This window comes from Halomonas sp. CnH100-B (assembly GCF_024124605.1).
GTDB lineage: Bacteria > Pseudomonadota > Gammaproteobacteria > Pseudomonadales > Halomonadaceae > Vreelandella.
Genome location: NZ_JAMXRX010000006.1, coordinates 197038 through 214713, shown reverse-complemented (window position 1 = coordinate 214713; position 17676 = coordinate 197038). Strand labels below are relative to the sequence as shown.

18 protein-coding genes are annotated in these 17676 nt (G+C 60.7%); 13 read left to right on the top strand and 5 right to left on the bottom strand.

Features of this window, described 5'->3' with window-relative positions:
* Nucleotides 1–54: 54 nt before the first annotated feature.
* Nucleotides 55–672 (top strand): YitT family protein, encoded by a 618-nt coding sequence (locus NH398_RS14800; protein ID WP_159340938.1) that lies wholly within the window; start codon nucleotides 55–57, stop codon nucleotides 670–672.
* A gap of 75 nt (nucleotides 673–747) precedes the next feature.
* Here the strand turns inward: NH398_RS14800 and NH398_RS14795 are convergent, their stop codons facing one another.
* Both NH398_RS14795 and NH398_RS14790 read right to left on the bottom strand, forming a co-directional pair.
* The gene (locus NH398_RS14795; protein WP_253019134.1) at nucleotides 748–3261 is read right to left on the bottom strand and encodes a heavy metal translocating P-type ATPase; all 2514 of its coding nucleotides are present in this window, start codon (nucleotides 3259–3261) and stop codon (nucleotides 748–750) included.
* Nucleotides 3234–3686 carry a MerR family transcriptional regulator gene (locus NH398_RS14790; RefSeq protein ID WP_253019133.1) on the bottom strand — a complete coding sequence of 151 codons (453 nt, stop codon included), beginning with the start codon at nucleotides 3684–3686 and terminating at the stop codon, nucleotides 3234–3236. The genes NH398_RS14795 and NH398_RS14790 overlap by 28 nt, the downstream gene beginning before the upstream one ends.
* A gap of 254 nt (nucleotides 3687–3940) precedes the next feature.
* Between NH398_RS14790 and NH398_RS14785 the strand changes: the two genes are divergently transcribed.
* From NH398_RS14785 to rimI, 8 genes are all read left to right on the top strand, one after another.
* Nucleotides 3941–5293 (top strand): outer membrane protein transport protein, encoded by a 1353-nt coding sequence (locus tag NH398_RS14785; protein ID WP_253019132.1) that lies wholly within the window; start codon nucleotides 3941–3943, stop codon nucleotides 5291–5293.
* A gap of 260 nt (nucleotides 5294–5553) precedes the next feature.
* Nucleotides 5554–6652, top strand: a protein-coding gene (prfB, locus tag NH398_RS14780) for a peptide chain release factor 2 (protein WP_366070669.1) whose coding sequence is annotated in 2 segments (ribosomal slippage) — nucleotides 5554–5628 and nucleotides 5630–6652 — 1098 coding nt in all. Because the reading frame shifts where the segments join, the coding sequence is not laid out codon by codon here.
* 34 nt (nucleotides 6653–6686) lie between these two features.
* Nucleotides 6687–8198, top strand: coding sequence for a lysine--tRNA ligase (lysS, locus tag NH398_RS14775; protein WP_253019131.1), 1512 nt, complete (start codon nucleotides 6687–6689; stop codon nucleotides 8196–8198).
* Between the two features lie 89 nt (nucleotides 8199–8287).
* A complete protein-coding gene (locus NH398_RS14770) occupies nucleotides 8288–8674 on the top strand; it encodes a hypothetical protein (RefSeq protein WP_062359457.1) in 387 nt (128 codons plus the stop codon).
* 89 nt (nucleotides 8675–8763) lie between these two features.
* Entirely contained in the window at nucleotides 8764–10167 is a 1404-nt protein-coding gene (locus NH398_RS14765; protein WP_253019130.1) for an MFS transporter, read from the top strand.
* A gap of 40 nt (nucleotides 10168–10207) precedes the next feature.
* A complete protein-coding gene (locus tag NH398_RS14760; protein WP_159340952.1) occupies nucleotides 10208–10516 on the top strand; it encodes a BolA/IbaG family iron-sulfur metabolism protein in 309 nt (102 codons plus the stop codon).
* Nucleotides 10513–11307, top strand: a complete 795-nt coding sequence (locus NH398_RS14755) for a hypothetical protein (RefSeq protein WP_253019129.1) — start codon at nucleotides 10513–10515, stop codon at nucleotides 11305–11307. Before NH398_RS14760 ends, NH398_RS14755 begins: the two co-directional genes overlap by 4 nt.
* Nucleotides 11292–11750: a ribosomal protein S18-alanine N-acetyltransferase gene (gene rimI / locus NH398_RS14750; RefSeq protein ID WP_253019128.1), complete on the top strand. Its 459-nt coding sequence runs from the start codon at nucleotides 11292–11294 to the stop codon at nucleotides 11748–11750. Before NH398_RS14755 ends, rimI begins: the two co-directional genes overlap by 16 nt.
* Here rimI and NH398_RS14745 read toward each other — a convergent pair.
* Nucleotides 11747–11941 (bottom strand): cell division protein ZapB, encoded by a 195-nt coding sequence (locus NH398_RS14745; protein ID WP_159340955.1) that lies wholly within the window; start codon nucleotides 11939–11941, stop codon nucleotides 11747–11749. The genes rimI and NH398_RS14745 overlap by 4 nt on opposite strands.
* Before the next feature lie 115 nt (nucleotides 11942–12056).
* Nucleotides 12057–12677, bottom strand: a complete 621-nt coding sequence (rsmD, locus tag NH398_RS14740; RefSeq protein WP_159340958.1) for a 16S rRNA (guanine(966)-N(2))-methyltransferase RsmD — start codon at nucleotides 12675–12677, stop codon at nucleotides 12057–12059.
* Nucleotides 12678–12766: 89 nt separating this feature from the next.
* Between rsmD and ftsY the strand changes: the two genes are divergently transcribed.
* The 4 genes from ftsY to rpoH all read left to right on the top strand — a co-directional run bounded on the left by ftsY (nucleotide 12767) and on the right by rpoH (nucleotide 16985).
* Nucleotides 12767–14161: a signal recognition particle-docking protein FtsY gene (gene ftsY, locus NH398_RS14735; protein WP_253019127.1), complete on the top strand. Its 1395-nt coding sequence runs from the start codon at nucleotides 12767–12769 to the stop codon at nucleotides 14159–14161.
* Nucleotides 14158–14826, top strand: a complete 669-nt coding sequence (gene ftsE, locus NH398_RS14730) for a cell division ATP-binding protein FtsE (RefSeq protein ID WP_159340963.1) — start codon at nucleotides 14158–14160, stop codon at nucleotides 14824–14826. The genes ftsY and ftsE overlap by 4 nt, the downstream gene beginning before the upstream one ends.
* A complete protein-coding gene (gene ftsX, locus NH398_RS14725) occupies nucleotides 14823–15875 on the top strand; it encodes a permease-like cell division protein FtsX (protein ID WP_253019126.1) in 1053 nt (350 codons plus the stop codon). The genes ftsE and ftsX overlap by 4 nt, the downstream gene beginning before the upstream one ends.
* 240 nt (nucleotides 15876–16115) lie before the next feature.
* Nucleotides 16116–16985 carry an RNA polymerase sigma factor RpoH gene (gene rpoH, locus NH398_RS14720; RefSeq protein WP_159340967.1) on the top strand — a complete coding sequence of 290 codons (870 nt, stop codon included), beginning with the start codon at nucleotides 16116–16118 and terminating at the stop codon, nucleotides 16983–16985.
* Between the two features lie 79 nt (nucleotides 16986–17064).
* Here rpoH and slmA read toward each other — a convergent pair whose 3' ends face one another.
* On the bottom strand, nucleotides 17065–17673 hold the full coding sequence (gene slmA / locus NH398_RS14715) for a nucleoid occlusion factor SlmA (RefSeq protein ID WP_159340969.1): 609 nt from the start codon (nucleotides 17671–17673) through the stop codon (nucleotides 17065–17067).
* Between the last annotated feature and the right edge of the window lie 3 nt (nucleotides 17674–17676).

The window sequence follows — 17676 nt, the reverse complement described above, 5'->3', positions numbered from 1 at the left end:
GCGTCCTTGGCCGCTTAAGCGGCCGCTCTAATAATCCCAAAAAAGGACGCACTCATGCGCATGGAAGACCTGCCTAAAGACCCCCACAAGCCCTATGAAGACATCATGGCGATGCTATTGGGGACGCTGTTTGTTGCTCTCGGAGTGACGTTCTACACTCACGCAGTGCTGCTTACCGGCAGCACCGCAGGGATGGCGCTACTGCTCAATTACCTGACCGGGTGGGGATTTGGCGTGTGGTTTTTTGCCATCAACCTGCCGTTTTACTATCTGGCGATCAAACGCATGGGGTGGAGCTTTACGCTGCGCACCTTTGTCGCCATCGGCTTGGTCTCGCTGTTCTCCGAGCTTACTCAGGGGTGGGTCGAATTTGCCAACATGCCGTCGCTCTACGCGGCGCTGATGGGCGGCGCATTGATGGGGATTGGCATGCTGATGCTGTTTCGCCACCGCACCAGCCTCGGCGGTATCAACATTCTCGCCCTCTACCTCCAGGACAAGCACGGCCTGCGGGCGGGCTATGTGCAGCTCGGCATCGATGGCGTGATTCTGCTTATCGCCCTAACCCAGCTACCCCTAGACCGCGTAGGCTACTCGGTACTCGGCGCACTGATGCTCAACCTGATTATCGCCCTAAACCATAAGCCGGGACGTTACATAGGGGTTAGCTAGGCAGTTGCTAGTTAAGCCAAAACCACCAGACGACCAAGCCAATGACGGCGATACCCGCAAGGTTGATCAGTAAACTCATACGGCCTCCTGTTGGCTGGGCTTCCATAACCGCAGGCGGTTGGCGTTGCTGACCACGGTGATCGAAGAGAGTGACATGGCAGCGCCTGCGATAATGGGAGAGAGCAACATGTCAGTCATGGGGTAGAGCACGCCAGCGGCAATCGGGATGCACAGCACGTTATAGCCAAACGCGCCGATCAGGTTCTGTTTGATGTTAGAGAGCGTGGCACGGCTCAGTTCAATCGCCGTGGCCACGCCGTGCAGCGAGCCGCGCATCAGCGTAATACCGGCGCTCTCCATGGCGATATCGGTACCCTGACCAATCGCAAAACCCACGTTGGCCCGGGCCAGCGCGGGGGCGTCGTTAATACCGTCGCCCACCATGCCGACCACTTCGCCTGCCGCTTGGCGGCACTCAATCTCGGCGTGCTTGTCGTCGGGCGTCATGCCTGCCTTGAACTCGCTAATGCCGACCTCGCGGGCCACCGCAGAAGCGGTATGCTCGTTATCGCCCGTCAACATCACCACGGTTAACCCATCATCCTGCAAGCGCTTCACGGCGGCAGCGGCATCTTTGCGCAGCGGGTCGCTAACGCCGAAGAGGGCGGCCAGCTTGCCATTCACCGCTAAATAGACCAGCGAGCGCGCCTTGGCTTCCAGCTGGCGAATGTGCTGGTTTGCTGGGGAAAGGTCGACGCCAGATGCTTCCAATAAGCGCGCATTGCCCAGCAGCAGCGTGTCATTGGCTTGGCTGGTGCCTTTCACACCGCCGCCGGTCACGCTATCAAAGCTAGCCAGCCTATCGGCGCGGGCATCATGCTCTTCGGCGTAGGCCGTCAGCGCTTTGGCAAGGGGGTGCTCGGAGCGGCTCTCTAGGGCGGCCACCCAGGCCAACACTTGGGTGCTGTCGTTATGCAGCACCGTTGCCTCGGTCACACGAGGTTTGCCTTCGGTCAGAGTGCCGGTCTTGTCCACCACCAGTGTGGTCAGGCGGCTCGCGGTTTGCAGCGCTTCGCCACTGCGCACCAGCACGCCATGCTCGGCGGCTTTGCCCACGCCAATCATAGTGGAAATGGGAGTGGCCAAACCCAGCGCGCAGGGGCAGGCGATAATCAGCACGGTGGTCGCGGTCACCAGCATGTGAATGACCACCGGAGCAGGCCCCAAGTTGTACCAGGCCAGCGCCGTCAGCACTGCTATGATCATCACGGCGGGCACGAACACGCCGGAGATTTTATCGGCCAGCTCGCCAATCGGCGGGCGGGAGTTTTGTGCGCTGGCCACCTGCTCGGTGATACGTCCCAGGCGGGTATCGCGGCCAATGCGGGTGGCGCGGTACACCAAGCTGCCGTTGCCATTCACCGTGCCCGCGCTCACCTCGTCATCCGCTGTTTTGTGCACCGGCACGGGTTCGCCGGTGAGCATCGACTCATCGATATAGCTCTGGCCGTCGAGCACTACGCCATCCACCGGCAGCCGCTCACCGGGGCGCACGCGAATATGATCATCCAGCGCTACGTCGTCTACCGCAATCTCTTGCTCCACACCGTTACGAATGACCCGTGCCGTTTTTTCCTGTAAGTCGAGCAGGCGTTTCAGCGCGCTGCTGGTGCGGCCTCGGGCGCGTAGCTCCATAGCGTTGCCCAGCAGAATAAGCCCGACCACCATGGCCGACGCTTCAAAATAGATGCCCTGAGCCACCTCCGGCAGCCAGGGGGCGAAGAGCACCACCATCATCGAGTAGAGCCAGGCGGTGCCGGTGCCCATCGCCACTAGGGTGTCCATGTTGGCTTGATGATGCTTGAGCTGTTTCCAGGCGTTGGTGAAAAAGTGCCGCCCGGGAAAGGCCAAAATAGCGAGCGTCAGCAGGCCAATCACCAGCCAGTACAGGCGGCCAACGCCCATGGGGTGTGGGTGATAGACGAACATGCTCAGCATCAGTGGAATCGCGAGGGAGAGTGACAGCACGCTGCCCTTGAGGCGCTGGCGATAGGTAACGGCCTCTTGCGCCTCGCGAGTACGCTCGGCTTCGCGCATATCCACAATCGGCTCGGCGCGATAGCCCGCCTCGGCAACGGCGGCCATTAGCGCTTCCTGAGTAGCGCTGCCGGTGACGTGTGCGGTGTGGGTGCCAAAATTCACCGAGGCGCTGTTTACACCGTGCGTGTTGGCCAGTGCTTTTTCGACGCTTTTGACACAGCCCGCGCAGGTCATGCCGCTAATCAGCAGGCGCAGTTGGGGTGCATCCGCGTTGGCGCTCTGCGATTCAGCGAGTTCAGGCGCGTCGGGATGTAGTGCGTCACTCGCGTCGTCGCTGGGTGGATAGCCCGCTTCGTTGAGTGCACTATCCAGCGCCTGATCATCGAGGGAGCTGGTCACTTCCAGGCGCTTTTCGGCAGGGAATCCATCCACCTGGGCGGCCGGGTCCTGGGCTTGAATGGCCTCACGCATGCGCTTGACGCAGCCCTGGCAGTTCATGCCCGGAACGGTGCGTATCAGCATCACGGTTTGTTCGGTGTCGCGCTGCATGGGGCCTCCTCAGGAAAACTTTCGATCAAACGGCACAGGCTGTGACCATCGGGGGTGCCGTCGGGCATGTCTTGCCAACTGACGAGCGCTTGCTCCATTCGCTGGGCGAGCGCTTCGAGTTCGGCGATGCGTGCGCGTATTTGCGGCAGCCGATGAGCGAGCAGATCACGCACTAGCGGGCAGGGGGAGTCGCCTTGATCGGCATGAGCCAGAATGTCGCGAATTTCCGCGACGCTGAATCCCAGTTTTCGCGCCCGCTGAATAAAGTGCAGCCGCTCCAGGTCGTTATTAGAAAAGAGCTGGTAGCCGTTTTCAGGGTGCCTACGAGGGGAGAGCAGGCCTTCGCGTGTGTAGTGGCGAACCGTCTCTGGCGTCACGTGAGCACGCTTGGCTAGCTCCCCCACTTTTAAATCGCTCAATGACATGCCCAATCCCCGTGTAATTGACGTTCTGTGAGTGTAAAACCCTTGGGTAACCCATAGGTCAAGCGTTACCGTTGCCTCAGTCGAAAGGACTAAAACACTGATTTAAAACGGTCGTGCGACTAATGTATAAGTAAAAAACAAAATAAAACGCTCGTTTGCCCTTGAACCAAACCCGACATTGGGCGAAAACTGAGATGTAGGAACAACGCGGGTGGATGGCAGAGTCCGCCGGATCATCGGGAGAGAGGCCCACAATGCATAATAACTTCAAAAAACTAACCCTAGTGGCCGCGGTAGCAGCAGTAGCTTTTGCTAGCCAAGCCAACGCAGGCGGATATCAAATCAACGAGCAAAGCGTCAGCGGCCAGGGCTACGGCCATGCAGGACGCAGCTCCAACGTTCATGATGCCACGATCGTGTACGGTAACCCGGCGGGTATGTCGTTCCTCGACCGCGCTCAGATTACAGCGGGTGGTACTTTCCTAAGCGTCGATACGGATATTAGTAATGTCTCGGCCAACCGTACGTTGGATGTCGGGGTTGCTCAAGGCGGTGCCCCGGTAGGGACTCAGGTGCCCATCGGTGCGATTCCGGGCACGAATGATGGCGATATGGTGCCGGGTACTTTAGTGCCTTTCGCGTTCTATGCTCACCCAGTCAATGAACAACTGGCGTTTGGTTTTGGCGTTTACGCCCCGTTCGGTTCTAAAACCGAGTACGAAGATACCTTCCAAGGCCGCTACTTTGGCGACTACACCGAGCTTCGTGTAGTGAGTGCGCAGCCGACCGTCTCTTACCGCTTTAACGATCAGTGGTCGGCCGGTATCGGCATCACGTACAACCAGGTAGAAGGCGAGCTGCGTCGTCAATTGCCTACCAGCGCCGCTTTCAATGCCGCCGAAGATATAGATTCGCGGGTGGAGGGTGACGACGATGGATGGGGTTATAACCTGGGGGTGATTTATCAGCCAGTGCCCGAAACCACGCTGGGTTTGACCTATCGCTCAGCCGTGGATTACGAGCTGGAAGGCACCTTCCAAGCCACGGATCCGCTGGGTAGCGTAGTGCGTGCGGATACCGCTAACCTGGATCTGACCACTCCTGAAACGGTTAACTTCTCGTTGACCCAGCAGATGACGGATCGCCTGAAGCTGATGTTTGGGGCTTCTTGGGTGCGCTGGAGTCAGTTCGAGGAAATCTCGATTCTGGGCAGCCAGGGTAATGAAATTACTAACGAGCAGCAGAACTATTCGAACGCTTGGGCCTTTGCAACGGGCGGCGAGTATCAGCTTACACCGAGTCTTGCGCTGCGCGCGGGTGTTACGCTCGACTTCACACCCACCAATGACCAAGACCGTAGCGTACGCATCCCCTCCGATGAGCGTCGTATCTTCTCTATCGGGGCGGGTTGGAGCCCCACACCCGACCTGACCCTGGACTTCGCTTATTCCTATCTCACTGAGCGTAGCACCTTTGTTGAGCAAGACCGCCAAGATTTGCTTGCCAGTGCCCAAACCGGTGGTGTCCCCGTTGGCGGTGCCACTTACTCTGCGGACTACAAAAACGAAGCCCATGGCTTCGGTGCCCAGCTGACCTATCGGTTCTGATCGGCTGCTCGCGCTTACTGATCGATCTGCGACACACTGACCCGGCTTCGGCCGGGTTTTTTACGTGAGGAACGAAGGGCTGGGTGGATGCGGTGAGCGCTGGGTTTCGTTACAATGCGAGCCAGAATATCGCCGCTGGGGTAGCTCGCGCAGGTGTCTCCGCCTAACCGTGAGCCGCTCCAGCGGCGCCTGTCTCTTTTATGCCGTGTTGAATACGGCCGTGAGACATCGCCCATTACTGACCAAGGCTAGAGCGATCCATGTTGGAAACCAACCCGATTCATCACCAGATCAAGGACCTGTCTGAGCGGACAGACGTTCTTAGGGGGTATCTTTGACTATGCCGAGCGTAAAGATCGGCTAGAAGAAGTTTCCCGCGAACTCGAAGACCCCAACGTCTGGAACGACCCAGACTACGCCCAAAAGCTAGGCAAAGAGCGCGCCTCCCTCGAAGCCATCGTGGCGACCATCGACGAGCTGGACCAGGGCTTGGCGGATAGCCGCGACCTGCTGGAACTCGCCGAGATGGAAGAGGATGAAGGCACCGTCGAGGAAGTGCGTAAAGAGCTCAACGGCTTGCAAGGCGCGCTGGAAAAGCTCGAGTTTCGCCGCATGTTCTCGGGAGAGATGGACGAGAACAACGCCTACCTGGATATTCAATCGGGCTCCGGGGGCACCGAGGCGCAGGATTGGGCCAACATTCTGCTGCGCATGTACCTGCGCTGGGCCGAAAGCCACGGCTTCAAAACCGAGATCATCGAGATTTCGGCGGGGGAAGTAGCGGGCATCAAGTCTGCATCGCTACATATTCAGGGTGACCATGCGTTTGGCTGGCTGCGCACGGAAACCGGCGTTCACCGCCTGGTGCGCAAAAGTCCGTTCGATTCCGGCGGCCGCCGTCACACCTCGTTTGCATCGGTGTTCTTGTCGCCGGAAATCGACGATAGCTTCGAGGTCGAGATCAACCCATCCGACCTGCGTGTCGATACCTACCGCTCCAGCGGTGCCGGGGGGCAGCACGTCAACACCACGGATTCCGCCGTGCGGATTACCCACGAGCCGACCGGCATTGTGGTGGCGTGCCAGAGCCAGCGTAGCCAGCATGCCAACCGCGACTTTGCTATGAAGCAGTTGAAGGCGAAGCTGTGGGAACACGAAATGCAAAAGCGCAATGCGGCCAAGCAGGAGGCGGAAGACTCCAAAGCCGATATCGGTTGGGGCAGCCAAATTCGCTCTTACGTACTGGATGATCAGCGCATTAAAGACCTGCGTACCGGCGTTCAGTCCAGCAACTGCGACAAAGTGCTCGACGGCGATTTAGACCAGTTTATCGTCGCCAGCCTGAAGCAGGGTTTGTAATCTTTTTAGCGTTCGAACATGAATAGGGTGCCCGATGGCTAACCAAGACGCGTCTTCTCTCGATAATGAAAATCACCTGATCGCCGAGCGCCGTGCCAAGCTGGCGGCCCGCCGTGAGCGGGCGGCCGAGCAGGGCAAGAGCGCTTTCCCGAACGATTTCCGCCGCGACAGCCTCACCGTCGAGCTGCACAACTTGCTGGGCGAGAAAGACAAAGCCGAGCTGGAAGCGTTGAACCACCCAGCGTCGGTGGCCGGTCGTGTGATGCGCAAACGTGGTCCTTTCATCGTGATTCAGGACGTGGCGGGCCAGATCCAGCTCTACGTGGATAAAAAGGGGCTGCCGGAAGACGTGCTGGAAGACATCAAGGGCTGGGACATCGGCGATATCGTCGCCGCCCGTGGCCCGGTGCACAAATCCGGCAAGGGCGATCTGTACGTCATGATGGTCGAGGCGCAGCTGTTGACCAAGAGTCTGCGTCCGCTGCCGGACAAGTTCCACGGCCTGACCGATCAAGAAGCCCGCTATCGCCAGCGCTACGTGGACCTGATCATGAACCCGCAGTCGCGTAAGGTCTTCGAGACCCGCGCAGCGGTGATCAGCTCCATGCGCCGTTTCTTCGAAGCCCGTGGCTTCATGGAAGTGGAAACGCCGATGCTGCAGCCGATTCCCGGCGGTGCGGCGGCGCGCCCGTTCATCACTCACCACAATGCGCTGGATATCGATATGTACCTGCGTATTGCCCCGGAGCTTTACCTGAAGCGTCTGGTGGTGGGTGGTTTCGAGAAAGTGTTCGAGATCAACCGCAACTTCCGTAACGAAGGCTTGTCCACGCGGCACAACCCCGAGTTCACCATGGTGGAGTTCTACTGGGCCTACGCGGATTACCGCGACCTTCTGGACATGACCGAAGCCATGCTGCGCACCGCGGCGCAGGAAGTGCTGGGCACTACTACGATCACGTACCAAGGGGCCAGCTACGATTTCGGCCAGCCCTTCAAGCGTCTCACCCTGCGCCAAGCGATTCTGGATCACGGCGACGGCATCACCGACGCCGAGCTGGACACCCTGGATGCTGCCCGTGCTGCGGCAGAAAAACTCGGTATCAAGGTCAAAGAGAGCTGGGGGCTGGGTAAAGTCCAAACCGAGATTTTTGAAGAAGTGGCGGAACACAAGCTGGACCAGCCGACGTTCATCACCGAATACCCGGCCGAAGTCAGCCCGCTGGCGCGTCGTAACGATGCGGACCCCTTCGTCACGGATCGCTTCGAGTTCTTCGTCGGTGGCCGCGAGATCGCCAACGGCTTCTCGGAGCTGAACGACGCCGAAGACCAAGCAGAGCGTTTCCGCGAGCAGGCGGCCGAAAAAGACGCCGGTGACCTGGAAGCCATGTACTATGACGCCGACTACGTGCGCGCCTTGGAGTACGGCATGCCGCCGACGGCGGGCGAGGGCATCGGCATTGACCGCTTGGTGATGCTGTTCACCGATAGCCCCTCCATTCGAGATGTGCTGCTGTTCCCGGCCATGCGCCCCGAGGTGGATTAACGCTCAACCAGGCGGTAGCGGACGAAAAGTTGGTAAGGGCGCGATTTAGCGCCCATAATGGTCAACGTTTCGACGGCGAGGAGAATCCCATGAAACTGCTAAATCGCTCTGCCCTGAGCGTCAGGCCGACCCAGACCTTCGTGGACTGGATCAATGCGCTCGAACCCACCATGGGAGACGACGACCTGACCTTGGACGACGTCGAACGTGAAAGTACGGTATACCTGATCCCCGAGATGGATACCCCAGAGGCGTTGGAGACGTTCGTGCGTGAGCGTCACGTAGAAATCCTGGAGACCGAGCTGCGCGCTTGGGAAGAGGATGAGCGTCAGTGGCCAGAAAAACTCGATTGGTCGCTGTTTCAGGACTTCCTGCGCGTGGAGCACAGCTACCTCGCCATCGACCTGGACGACGAAACGGCTCTGGAAATCTCGGATGTTGACGACGCACTGCTGCTCGACAACGAACAAGATTAGCGTGCTATTATTTTTAGCATGAGCGCACTGTAAAACCGGCTTCGGCCGGTTTTGCCGTTTCAGAGGGTGTTGTTCAGGAATTCATCACCATGCGACTGTTTGAAACTCGCCCCGGCGACGATGGGCTGCCCGGGCCTGAGCGTTTGTTGGCCGTGCTGGCGCTAGTGACCGGCACGCTGATGGCGGTAGTCGATACCACCATGATCAATTTGGCCTTGCCGACCATCGCGGCGGACCTAGACGTCTCGGCATCCCGGGCGGTGTGGATCACCAATCTCTTTCAGGTCGTCTGTGCGGCCTTTTTGCTCGTGTTTGCCGGAATCAGCGAGTTGATCACTCGCCGACGGCTGTATCTGTTTGGCTTGGCCACTTTCGTGCTGGCGGCACTCGGTGCCGCGCTGTCGCGTAACCTCGAAACGCTGCTCGTTTTTCGTGCGCTGCAGGGCTTGGGCGCGGCGGCCACGCTCTCCATCGGGCCGTCGCTCTATCGCGCTATTTTTCCCTCTCGGCTGCTTGGCAGCGCGCTGGGGCTGAGCGCTCTGGTCGTGGCTGGCGGCTATGCCGCAGGCCCCACGCTCAGCGGTGTGATTCTCTCGTTCGTGGAGTGGCCGTGGCTGTTCGCGCTCAACCTGCCGCTGGGGCTCTGCTCACTCTGGCTGGCGCGACGCGCACTGCCGAAAGAGACGCCGCGACAAGGCAGCTTCGATACGCTGGGGGCGCTCTACTCGATGCTGATGCTGGCGAGCTTTTTTATCGCCATGGACGCCGTGGGGCACGCCGCGCCGGTGTGGCAGAGCGGCGGTTGGGGGCTACTGGCAGTGGCAGCCTGCGTGCTGTTCGTGCGTCGCCAGCACCGGGCACCTTACCCGTTGCTGCCGCTCAGTGTGTTTGCCGAGAAGCGCTTTACGCTGGCGGTGTCGGCCTCCGGTTTGGCGTTTATCGGTCAAGGACTCACCTTTGTAGCGCTGTCGTTTTTCTACCAAGAACAGATGGGGTTTTCGCCTCTGGAGACGGCGTGGCTGTTCACGCCATGGCCGCTGGCGATCATGCTGGTGGGGCCCGTCGCAGGGCGCTTGGCGGATCGCGTTAACCCCAGCCTGCTGTCGAGTACGGGACTGGTCCTGCTGATCGTCGGACTGGTGGCGCTGGCGCTGGTGGACGAGAGCACGGGAGTGGTGGGTAGCCTGTGGCGGACGGCACTCTGCGGGATCGGCTTTGGGCTTTTTCAGCCGCCGAATAACCGCGAAATGATGGGCAGCCTGCCGCCAGAGCGCAGCGCCAACGTCTCCGGTGTGATGAGTACGACCCGTACGGTGGGGCAATCTTTCGGGGTGGCGCTCGTAGGGGCGGCGCTGGCGCTGGGTGCGCCGATACAGGTCACGCTATGGCTGGGGGCAGGAACGACGCTGTTGGCGCTACTGGCGAGCCTGTCTCGGGTGTCGCTGGCCCAGCGGGCGCTCATCGAGCGGCGGGCATCGTCTGTTGGGAAGTAAGGGCGTACAATAGAGGCGTTGCTGACGGAAGGAGAGTCCCATGGCGATACAGACACAAATTGAGCAAAAGTTGGCGTCGCTCACCCCAGACGTGCTCCGAGTCGAGAACGAGAGCCACATGCATAACGTGCCGGCCAACTCGGAAACGCACTTCAAAGTCACCCTGGTAAGCGATAGCTTTGACGGCATGATGCCGGTGAAGCGTCATCAGCAAATATACGCCCTGTTGGCCGACGAGCTCTCGGGCCCGGTCCACGCGCTGGCGTTACATCTCTATACGCCCCGTGAGTGGCAGGCGCGCGGCAGCGAGCGTCCCAACTCTCCCAACTGTCGTGGCGGCGGCCAGTGACCCCAGAAGTCACTCGTCGGCACTATCTGGATGCCATGGGCATTACGTCCTGGGCGTCCCGTTATCAGTTGCCCAACGCCCTGCCAACCGGCGCCTGTGAGTGGGAGGACGCACCGGCCAAAGCGGCCCCGCGCGAGCGCCTGCAGGCGTTGCTGGACGACGCCCCTGCGCCTCGCCCGCCGCGTCAAGCCGATGCCGAGCCAAACGCGCCGTCGGTGACGTCGCCTTCAGCCGTCAAAGCGCTGTTAGGGCAGGCCGTGACGGCGCCTCAACCGGAAGCCGCCCCTGCGCCTGAGCCGGCGGCCCGGCCCCGCGAGCGCGCCAAACCGCTGAACTTCAGTCTTTCCTGCGTCTGTCTTGGCGGGCGGTGGTTGAGTCTCTGTGAAGGCACGCTATCGGTGGTGGAACAACAGCTGCTGGCCAATATACTGCGTGCTGCGGGCATCTGGCGCGGCGAGCTGCCGACGGTGACTCACTTCACCTGGCCACCCATGGCCACCGCTTTCGAGCCGGAAGAGCCCCTCGAAGAAGCCCAAGAGGGCGTGGCGGCGTTCATTGCCGGGGCGGCAAGTCGGCAAGGCTGGCAACTAGAGCAAGTGCTGTGGTGGGGCGCAGAGACGGCCTCGCCCGACTTGGCACGCGTCATTGCACTTGATGAAGGGCAGAGCCAAACGCTCGCGCTACCGGTTTGGCAAGGCCCCTCGCTGGCAGCGCTCATCCAGAACGCTAGCGCCAAGCGCGCGCTATGGCCCCATTTGGTGGCATTAGGCAAGCAGTGGGGCAAGGTTTGATTCGTCGGCTGAGCGCGGTCGACCGAGCGCCTTTGCTCGCGCTCGAAGCCCTCGCGCAAAGCGGCGCCAGTGGCCAGCAGCTAGAGGAGGCGCTGGCCGATGAGCAAGCGTGGGTCTTGGGGGATTGGCAGGGCGACGCGCTCGCAGGCTACGCCCTGGTCGCGAAACTACCGTTCGATGCCGAATTACAGGCCATTGGCGTGCGGCCTGATTGCCAGGGGCAAGGCATAGGGCGACGCTTGTTGGATGAGGTCATTGCCATGGCAACGGGCTGGCAAGCCGAGCGATTACTGCTGGAAGTGCGCGCCGGAAACCAGCGAGCCATTGCGCTCTATCGGCAGGTAGGTTTTCAGGAAGATGCTCGTCGGAAGGGCTACTACCCGGCCGCCAACGGCGCGACCGGGCGGGAAGATGCGCTACTGATGTCTCGAACGCTGGCTTAGGACGCGCTGCTGTCGTCCATACCGTCGAACTTGCTGAGCACACCCTGCAAACGGCGCTCCCACTCTTCGCGCTCTTGTTTTAGCTGCGCATTTTCGTTGCGCAACTCTTCGTTTTCCAGCTTCATCATCTCCAACGCCTCGACGGTGTCGGTGACTTTCTGCTCCAACTGATTGAACAACTCAAGGCTCATGCCTACCTCCAGTAACGAACGACAGGCGGCTGCCTGTCGTCTTGTCATAAAATGGATCGCGATGTGTGACGTAATGGGGCGAGCGTAACGCCGCTGTTACTTGGCGGCAAGCGCTTTACGCGGGTAACCGTCGATAGAGCCTGGCCATGCTTTCACCTGCCTGGGTTTCACGATGGAGCTGCCAGTTGGCCGGTACCGTTGGCGTCAGGCTCTGTTCGGTTTCCAAGTAGATCATCGCTTCCTTGGCTAACCATCCGTGTGCTTCTAATGCGCTGCAGCAAGACGCGGCCCATCCCTGGTGGAAGGGCGGGTCGAGAAACACCACGTCCATCGGCTGGCCTGGCGACGCGACGAACGCTAGGGCATCGGCGGTGATGACCTTGCCCTGCGCGGCTTTCAAGGTGGTGAGATTCTCACGAATATGCGACGCCACCTGGGCGTCACGCTCGACGAACGTGACCTCGGCGGCCCCCCGTGAGAGCGACTCGATGCCTAGCGCGCCGGTGCCTGCAAACAGGTCCAGCACCTGCTTGCCGTAGAGGGCCTGGCCTAGCCAATTGAACAGCGTTTCGCGTACGCGGTCCGGCGTGGGACGCAGGCCCGGGCGATCGAGTACGGGTAGCTGACGGCGGCGAAAATCACCGCCGATGATGCGCAGCTTCCCTGGCGGTTTGGCTTGGCCGCGAGAGGATGTCGATGGGCGCGAGGAAGCGCGAGAAGGGCGTTGTCGTTTCATATCGCGATTGTAGCGGGCTACTTATCCAAAGTCTTGGTCTGCGGTGGTAGGATAATCCCAATGATCACCTATTTAGTCGGATGACACCTATGTTCGGTTTTTTCAAACGTAAGAAAAAGCACGACTCCCAGCAGGAGCCTCAAGACGCCCAGGAGCAGCCAGCGCTGCCGGAAGAGCCCGAAGGCGCGCCCGATACGGCGCCTGAGGCGGAGGTTTCAGCCCCGGCGACATCGCCGGCTGAGCCGCAGGAAGAAGAATCCCTCAAGCCGGCAGCACGCGAGGACGCCGACGCGCTCGCTCAGGAGCAGTCGCCCGAGCCGGTGAATAAAGAGGATGTGCAGCCCACCGGGGTCGATGAGGACGTGGCCCCGGCGCCGATGATGGATACTGTGCCAGAGCCAGAGCCAGAGCCAGAGCCAGAGCCAGAGCCAGAGCCAGAGCCAGAGCCAGAGCCAGAGCCAGAGCCAGAGCCAGAGCCAGAGCCAGAGCCCGCCGCGAAGCCAGCCCTTCAAGAGAAGCCAGTGGCGGAAAAGGGCGAAAAGAAAGGCTGGTTTGCGCGTATCAAGTCTGGTCTAGGGAAAACTCGCGCCAACCTGACCGACGGCCTGGCCGATCTGTTCCTCGGCAAAAAGCATATCGATGACGAGCTGCTGGAAGATCTGGAAACTCAGCTGCTCATGGCCGATGTGGGTATCGAAGCGACGAGCGAGATCATCGAGCGCTTGGAAGCGCGGGTGTCCCGCAAAGAGCTGAACAACCCCGAGGCGCTCTACCGTGGCTTGCAGGAAGAGTTAGCCGCGCTGCTGGCCCCCGTGTCGGCTCCGCTCAGCTTCGAGAAAGAGAGTGATGGCCCCTTCGTGATTTTGGTGGTCGGGGTCAATGGCGTTGGTAAGACCACCACCATCGGTAAGCTCACCCAGCGCTTTCAGCGCGAAGGTAAGAGCGTCATGCTGGCGGCCGGGGATACTTTCCGTGCCGCGGCGGTCGAGCAGTTGAAGGTGTGGGGCGAGCGGAACAGTGTGCCGGTCATTGCTCAGCATACCGGTGCCGACAGCGCTTCGGTGATATACGACGCGGTGGCGGCCGCCAAGTCTCGCGGCGTGGACGTGCTGATCGCCGATACCGCCGGGCGGCTGCACAACAAGAGCCACCTGATGGAAGAGTTGAAAAAAGTCCATCGGGTAATGCAGAAGCTCGATGACACAGCGCCCCACGAGGTCATGCTGGTACTGGATGCGGGCACGGGGCAGAACGCCATTTCCCAGGCCACGACCTTCAACGAAGCGGTGCCGATTAGCGGGATTACCCTGACCAAGCTGGATGGCACCGCCAAAGGCGGCATCATCTTCGCGCTGGCAAAGCAGCTCGAGACGCCGATCCGCTTCATTGGGGTAGGCGAAGGTCTGGACGACCTGCGCCCCTTCAACGCCAACGATTTCGTCAACGCGCTGTTTGACCGCCAAGGAGACGATGGCCGCGCATGATTGCCTTTGAGCACGTGGGGAAGCGCTATGGAGGGCGCTTCGAGGCGCTGGCACACCTGAACTTTCGCGTCGCGAGAGGTGAAATGGTGTTTCTCACCGGCCACTCGGGAGCGGGAAAAAGTTCGCTGCTGCGCTTAATCATGCGGCTGGAAAAACCCAGCCGGGGACGCGTCGTCGTGGCCGGGCACGACATCGCCCAGCTCCACGCCAGCCAAGTGCCGTTCTACCGCCGTCAGATTGGCGTGGTGTTTCAGGATCATCAGCTGCTGTTCGATCGTAGCGTGTTTCACAACGTCTCGCTGCCGCTGGACATTCAGGGGGTGGAACCCCGCGAAGCGGCCCGGCGCGTGCGCGCCGCGCTGGACAAGGTTGGCCTGTTACACCGTGAAAAAGCCTTGCCCATCGAGCTGTCGGGCGGTGAGCAGCAGCGCGTGGGCATCGCCCGCGCCGTGGTTAACAAACCCGCACTGCTGCTGGCCGACGAACCCACCGGAAACCTCGACCCCCAGCTCTCTGCCGATATCATGGCGCTATTCGAAGACTTTAACCGTATCGGCACCACGGTGATGATTGCGAGTCACGACTTGGCGCTGATCGCGCGCCTACGTCATCGAATTCTGCGCCTGCGTGATGGGCGTCTCGTAGCCGATGAGGGGGCCGTATGAAGCGCTCGACCACCCCTCGCCAAAGCGGCGCTGCTCCGCGTCCGCGCGCCGCCCGCGCGCCCGTGAAGCCCGCTACGCCTACACCCGAGAAAACGCCCCGCAGCGGCGCTCGCTCTCAGCAAACGCGCGTTAGCAGTCGCCTGCGAGCGTGGGGCCGTCACCATCGTGCCATGGCGCTGGATAGCCTTTTTCGACTGGTGCGCTACCCGCTGGGCAACTTGCTGACCATGCTGGCGATTGCCATCGCCCTGGTGCTTCCCGCAGCCCTGTGGCTGACGCTGGACAGCGCCAAGCTGCTGGACGCCGAGCTGGATGAAAGCGCATCGCTCACCGTGTACCTCGAGATGGGCGTCGACGCAGCGCAAGCGTCCCGAATCGAAGAGGCGGTGAGCGCTGATGACGGCGTGGCCAAGACGCGCATGATTAGCCCTGAGCAAGGCATGGCGGATTTTCAGCAGTCGCTGGGTATCGACGATACCCTAGCAGGGCTCGAGGACAATCCGCTCCCCGCGAGCATCGTCATTTCCCCCCAAGATGTAGAGCCCGCTGCGATGGCCGAACTGGCCGAGCGATTGGAGGGGTTAGCTGGCATCGACGAAGTCCGCGTGGATTTAGCCTGGGTCGAGCGGCTGCGCCATTTGGCGGCACTCGGCCGCCGCGTTGCGCTGGCGCTGGGCGTGCTGTTCGGTTTCGGTGTGCTGCTGGTCGTTGGCAATACCATCCGCTTGGCGGTGGAGAGTCGGCGTCGAGAAATCGAAGTGGTGATGCTGATCGGCGCGACACACGCCTTCGTGCGTCGCCCCTTCTTGTACAGCGGTGCCTGGTATGGCGCGGGGGGAGGGCTCTTGGCGCTGGGGCTGTTGGCCTTGGGCAACCACTGGCTATCGTTGCCAGTGGCCGCGCTGGCGGCCAGCTACGGTGCCAGCTTCAGCTTGCCGCAGTTGGACGTGACAGGCTCTACAATTCTGCTATCTTGCAGTACACTACTTGGCTGGCTGGGCGCTTGGCTTGCCGTCACGCGTCATCTGTCCAGTATTCGCCCGCGCTGAGCCGACGCCTGCACCGCTGTCATCATAGAGTTACATGCAGCGTCTAGACTCGACACCCTGTGTCATGCGGGCAACCACGGGGAATATCTACCCCCGTTGGTCGATGCAGTGTTGGCATCGGTCATTTGAACCTTAGGCTTCGACTAAGGTCTTAAGCGTTAATGCAAGACGTTTGGCAGCACGTATTCACGTCACGCCAGCACGTCAACCACGATAGGTTTTAAGGGAGACCACCTGCACATGAGCACTAGTCTTCTACCGGTGGGACAGCTTTCGCCAGGTAACGACCTGGGAGGCTATATTCAAGCGGTGAATGGCATCGCTGTGCTGAGCGTCGAGGAAGAGCGCGAGCTAGCGTTCCGCCTCTACGATGAGGGCGATCTGGAGGCAGCGCGCCGGTTGGTGCTGTCGCACCTGCGGTTTGTGGTGCACATTGCCCGCAGCTACTCAGGCTACGGCCTGCCGCAAGCGGACTTGATCCAAGAAGGCAACGTAGGCTTGATGAAAGCCGTGAAGCGCTTCGACCCGAATCAAGGGGTGCGCTTGGTGTCGTTCGCCGTGCATTGGATCAAAGCTGAGATTCATGAGTTCGTGCTGCGTAACTGGCGTATCGTCAAAATCGCCACCACCAAGGCGCAGCGTAAGCTGTTCTTCAACCTGCGCAGCGCGAAAAAGCGTTTGGCATGGCTGAACAACGACGAGGTCGATGCAATTGCCAAAGACCTCGACGTGAAACCGGAAGTCGTGCGCGATATGGAAGGCCGCCTCTCGGCATTCGATGCCGGGTACGATGCGTCGCCCAGCGACGACGAAGAGAGCACGTACCAAGCGCCAGCGTACTTCCTCGATGATGCCTCCGCCGACCCGGCAACGCAGCTCGAAGATAGCGACTTCGAAGAGGACTCCACGCGCCGTCTTCAATTGGCGCTCAAAGGGCTGGATGAGCGCTCGCGGGATATTCTGCAGCGCCGCTGGCTCACCGACGATAAAGCCACGCTGCACGATTTGGCCGATGTGTACGGCGTTAGCGCCGAGCGTATTCGCCAGCTCGAAAAGAACGCCATGAAGAAGCTTCGCCAGAAAATGGGCGACGCGGTGATCGCAGCGTAACGCTGAGTCGTCACGATAAAAAACGCCCCGACGGTTCGCACCGCCGGGGCGTTTTCGTTTGCCTCGTTCGTCTGTCACGTCATGCAGGTTGGGCAGTGGCCCGTAACAGCTGGCCCGAGATCAGCGTCCACTGGTCGTCCCAATACTCGGTAGGTAGCCGCTTGAAGTCGCTGCGTACGTATTGCGAAATACGCCCCTCGGCCTGAGCGATCAACAAATTGGCGGCGGCCGAGGCGGAAATGCTGGTGCGCAGCCCTTCGCGCAGCTCGGCTTCACGGAGCACCTGCTTGAGCTGGGTCTCTAGGCGCTCGAAGAGCTGGTGTACCCGCTGGCGCAGTCGAGCGGTCTCTCCGGTGAGCACATCGCCTCCCAGTACCCTGGCAAGCCCTGGGTTCTTCTCGGCAAACCCAAGCAGGAGCGAGAGAATCGTTCCGCAGCGGGTGGTTGCGTCGGGAATATCATCGAGAATGCGGGTGATTCGGGCGAAAATGCTCTCTTCGATAAAGTCGATCAAGCCCTCGAACATGCGCGCCTTGCTGGGAAAATGGCGATACAGCGCCGCTTCGGAAACGCCCACTTGGCGCGCCAGGGCAGCCGTGGTGATGCGTTTACCGCTATCCTCTTCCAGCATGATGGCCAGCGCCTGCAGTATCTGCTCGCGGCGGCGAGGTTTGCGATCGTCACTCATGAC

What these genes read in the sequence shown, in the direction of transcription:
- NH398_RS14800 (WP_159340938.1), top strand. Translation starts at nt 55, where the DNA reads ATGCGCATGGAAGACCTGCCTAAAGACCCCCACAAGCCCTATGAAGAC.
- NH398_RS14795 (WP_253019134.1), bottom strand. Translation starts at nt 3,261, where the DNA reads ATGCAGCGCGACACCGAACAAACCGTGATGCTGATACGCACCGTTCCG.
- NH398_RS14790 (WP_253019133.1), bottom strand. Translation starts at nt 3,686, where the DNA reads ATGTCATTGAGCGATTTAAAAGTGGGGGAGCTAGCCAAGCGTGCTCAC.
- NH398_RS14785 (WP_253019132.1), top strand. Translation starts at nt 3,941, where the DNA reads ATGCATAATAACTTCAAAAAACTAACCCTAGTGGCCGCGGTAGCAGCA.
- lysS (WP_253019131.1), top strand. Translation starts at nt 6,687, where the DNA reads ATGGCTAACCAAGACGCGTCTTCTCTCGATAATGAAAATCACCTGATC.
- NH398_RS14770 (WP_062359457.1), top strand. Translation starts at nt 8,288, where the DNA reads ATGAAACTGCTAAATCGCTCTGCCCTGAGCGTCAGGCCGACCCAGACC.
- NH398_RS14765 (WP_253019130.1), top strand. Translation starts at nt 8,764, where the DNA reads ATGCGACTGTTTGAAACTCGCCCCGGCGACGATGGGCTGCCCGGGCCT.
- NH398_RS14760 (WP_159340952.1), top strand. Translation starts at nt 10,208, where the DNA reads ATGGCGATACAGACACAAATTGAGCAAAAGTTGGCGTCGCTCACCCCA.
- NH398_RS14745 (WP_159340955.1), bottom strand. Translation starts at nt 11,941, where the DNA reads ATGAGCCTTGAGTTGTTCAATCAGTTGGAGCAGAAAGTCACCGACACC.
- rsmD (WP_159340958.1), bottom strand. Translation starts at nt 12,677, where the DNA reads ATGAAACGACAACGCCCTTCTCGCGCTTCCTCGCGCCCATCGACATCC.
- ftsY (WP_253019127.1), top strand. Translation starts at nt 12,767, where the DNA reads ATGTTCGGTTTTTTCAAACGTAAGAAAAAGCACGACTCCCAGCAGGAG.
- ftsE (WP_159340963.1), top strand. Translation starts at nt 14,158, where the DNA reads ATGATTGCCTTTGAGCACGTGGGGAAGCGCTATGGAGGGCGCTTCGAG.
- ftsX (WP_253019126.1), top strand. Translation starts at nt 14,823, where the DNA reads ATGAAGCGCTCGACCACCCCTCGCCAAAGCGGCGCTGCTCCGCGTCCG.
- rpoH (WP_159340967.1), top strand. Translation starts at nt 16,116, where the DNA reads ATGAGCACTAGTCTTCTACCGGTGGGACAGCTTTCGCCAGGTAACGAC.
- slmA (WP_159340969.1), bottom strand. Translation starts at nt 17,673, where the DNA reads ATGAGTGACGATCGCAAACCTCGCCGCCGCGAGCAGATACTGCAGGCG.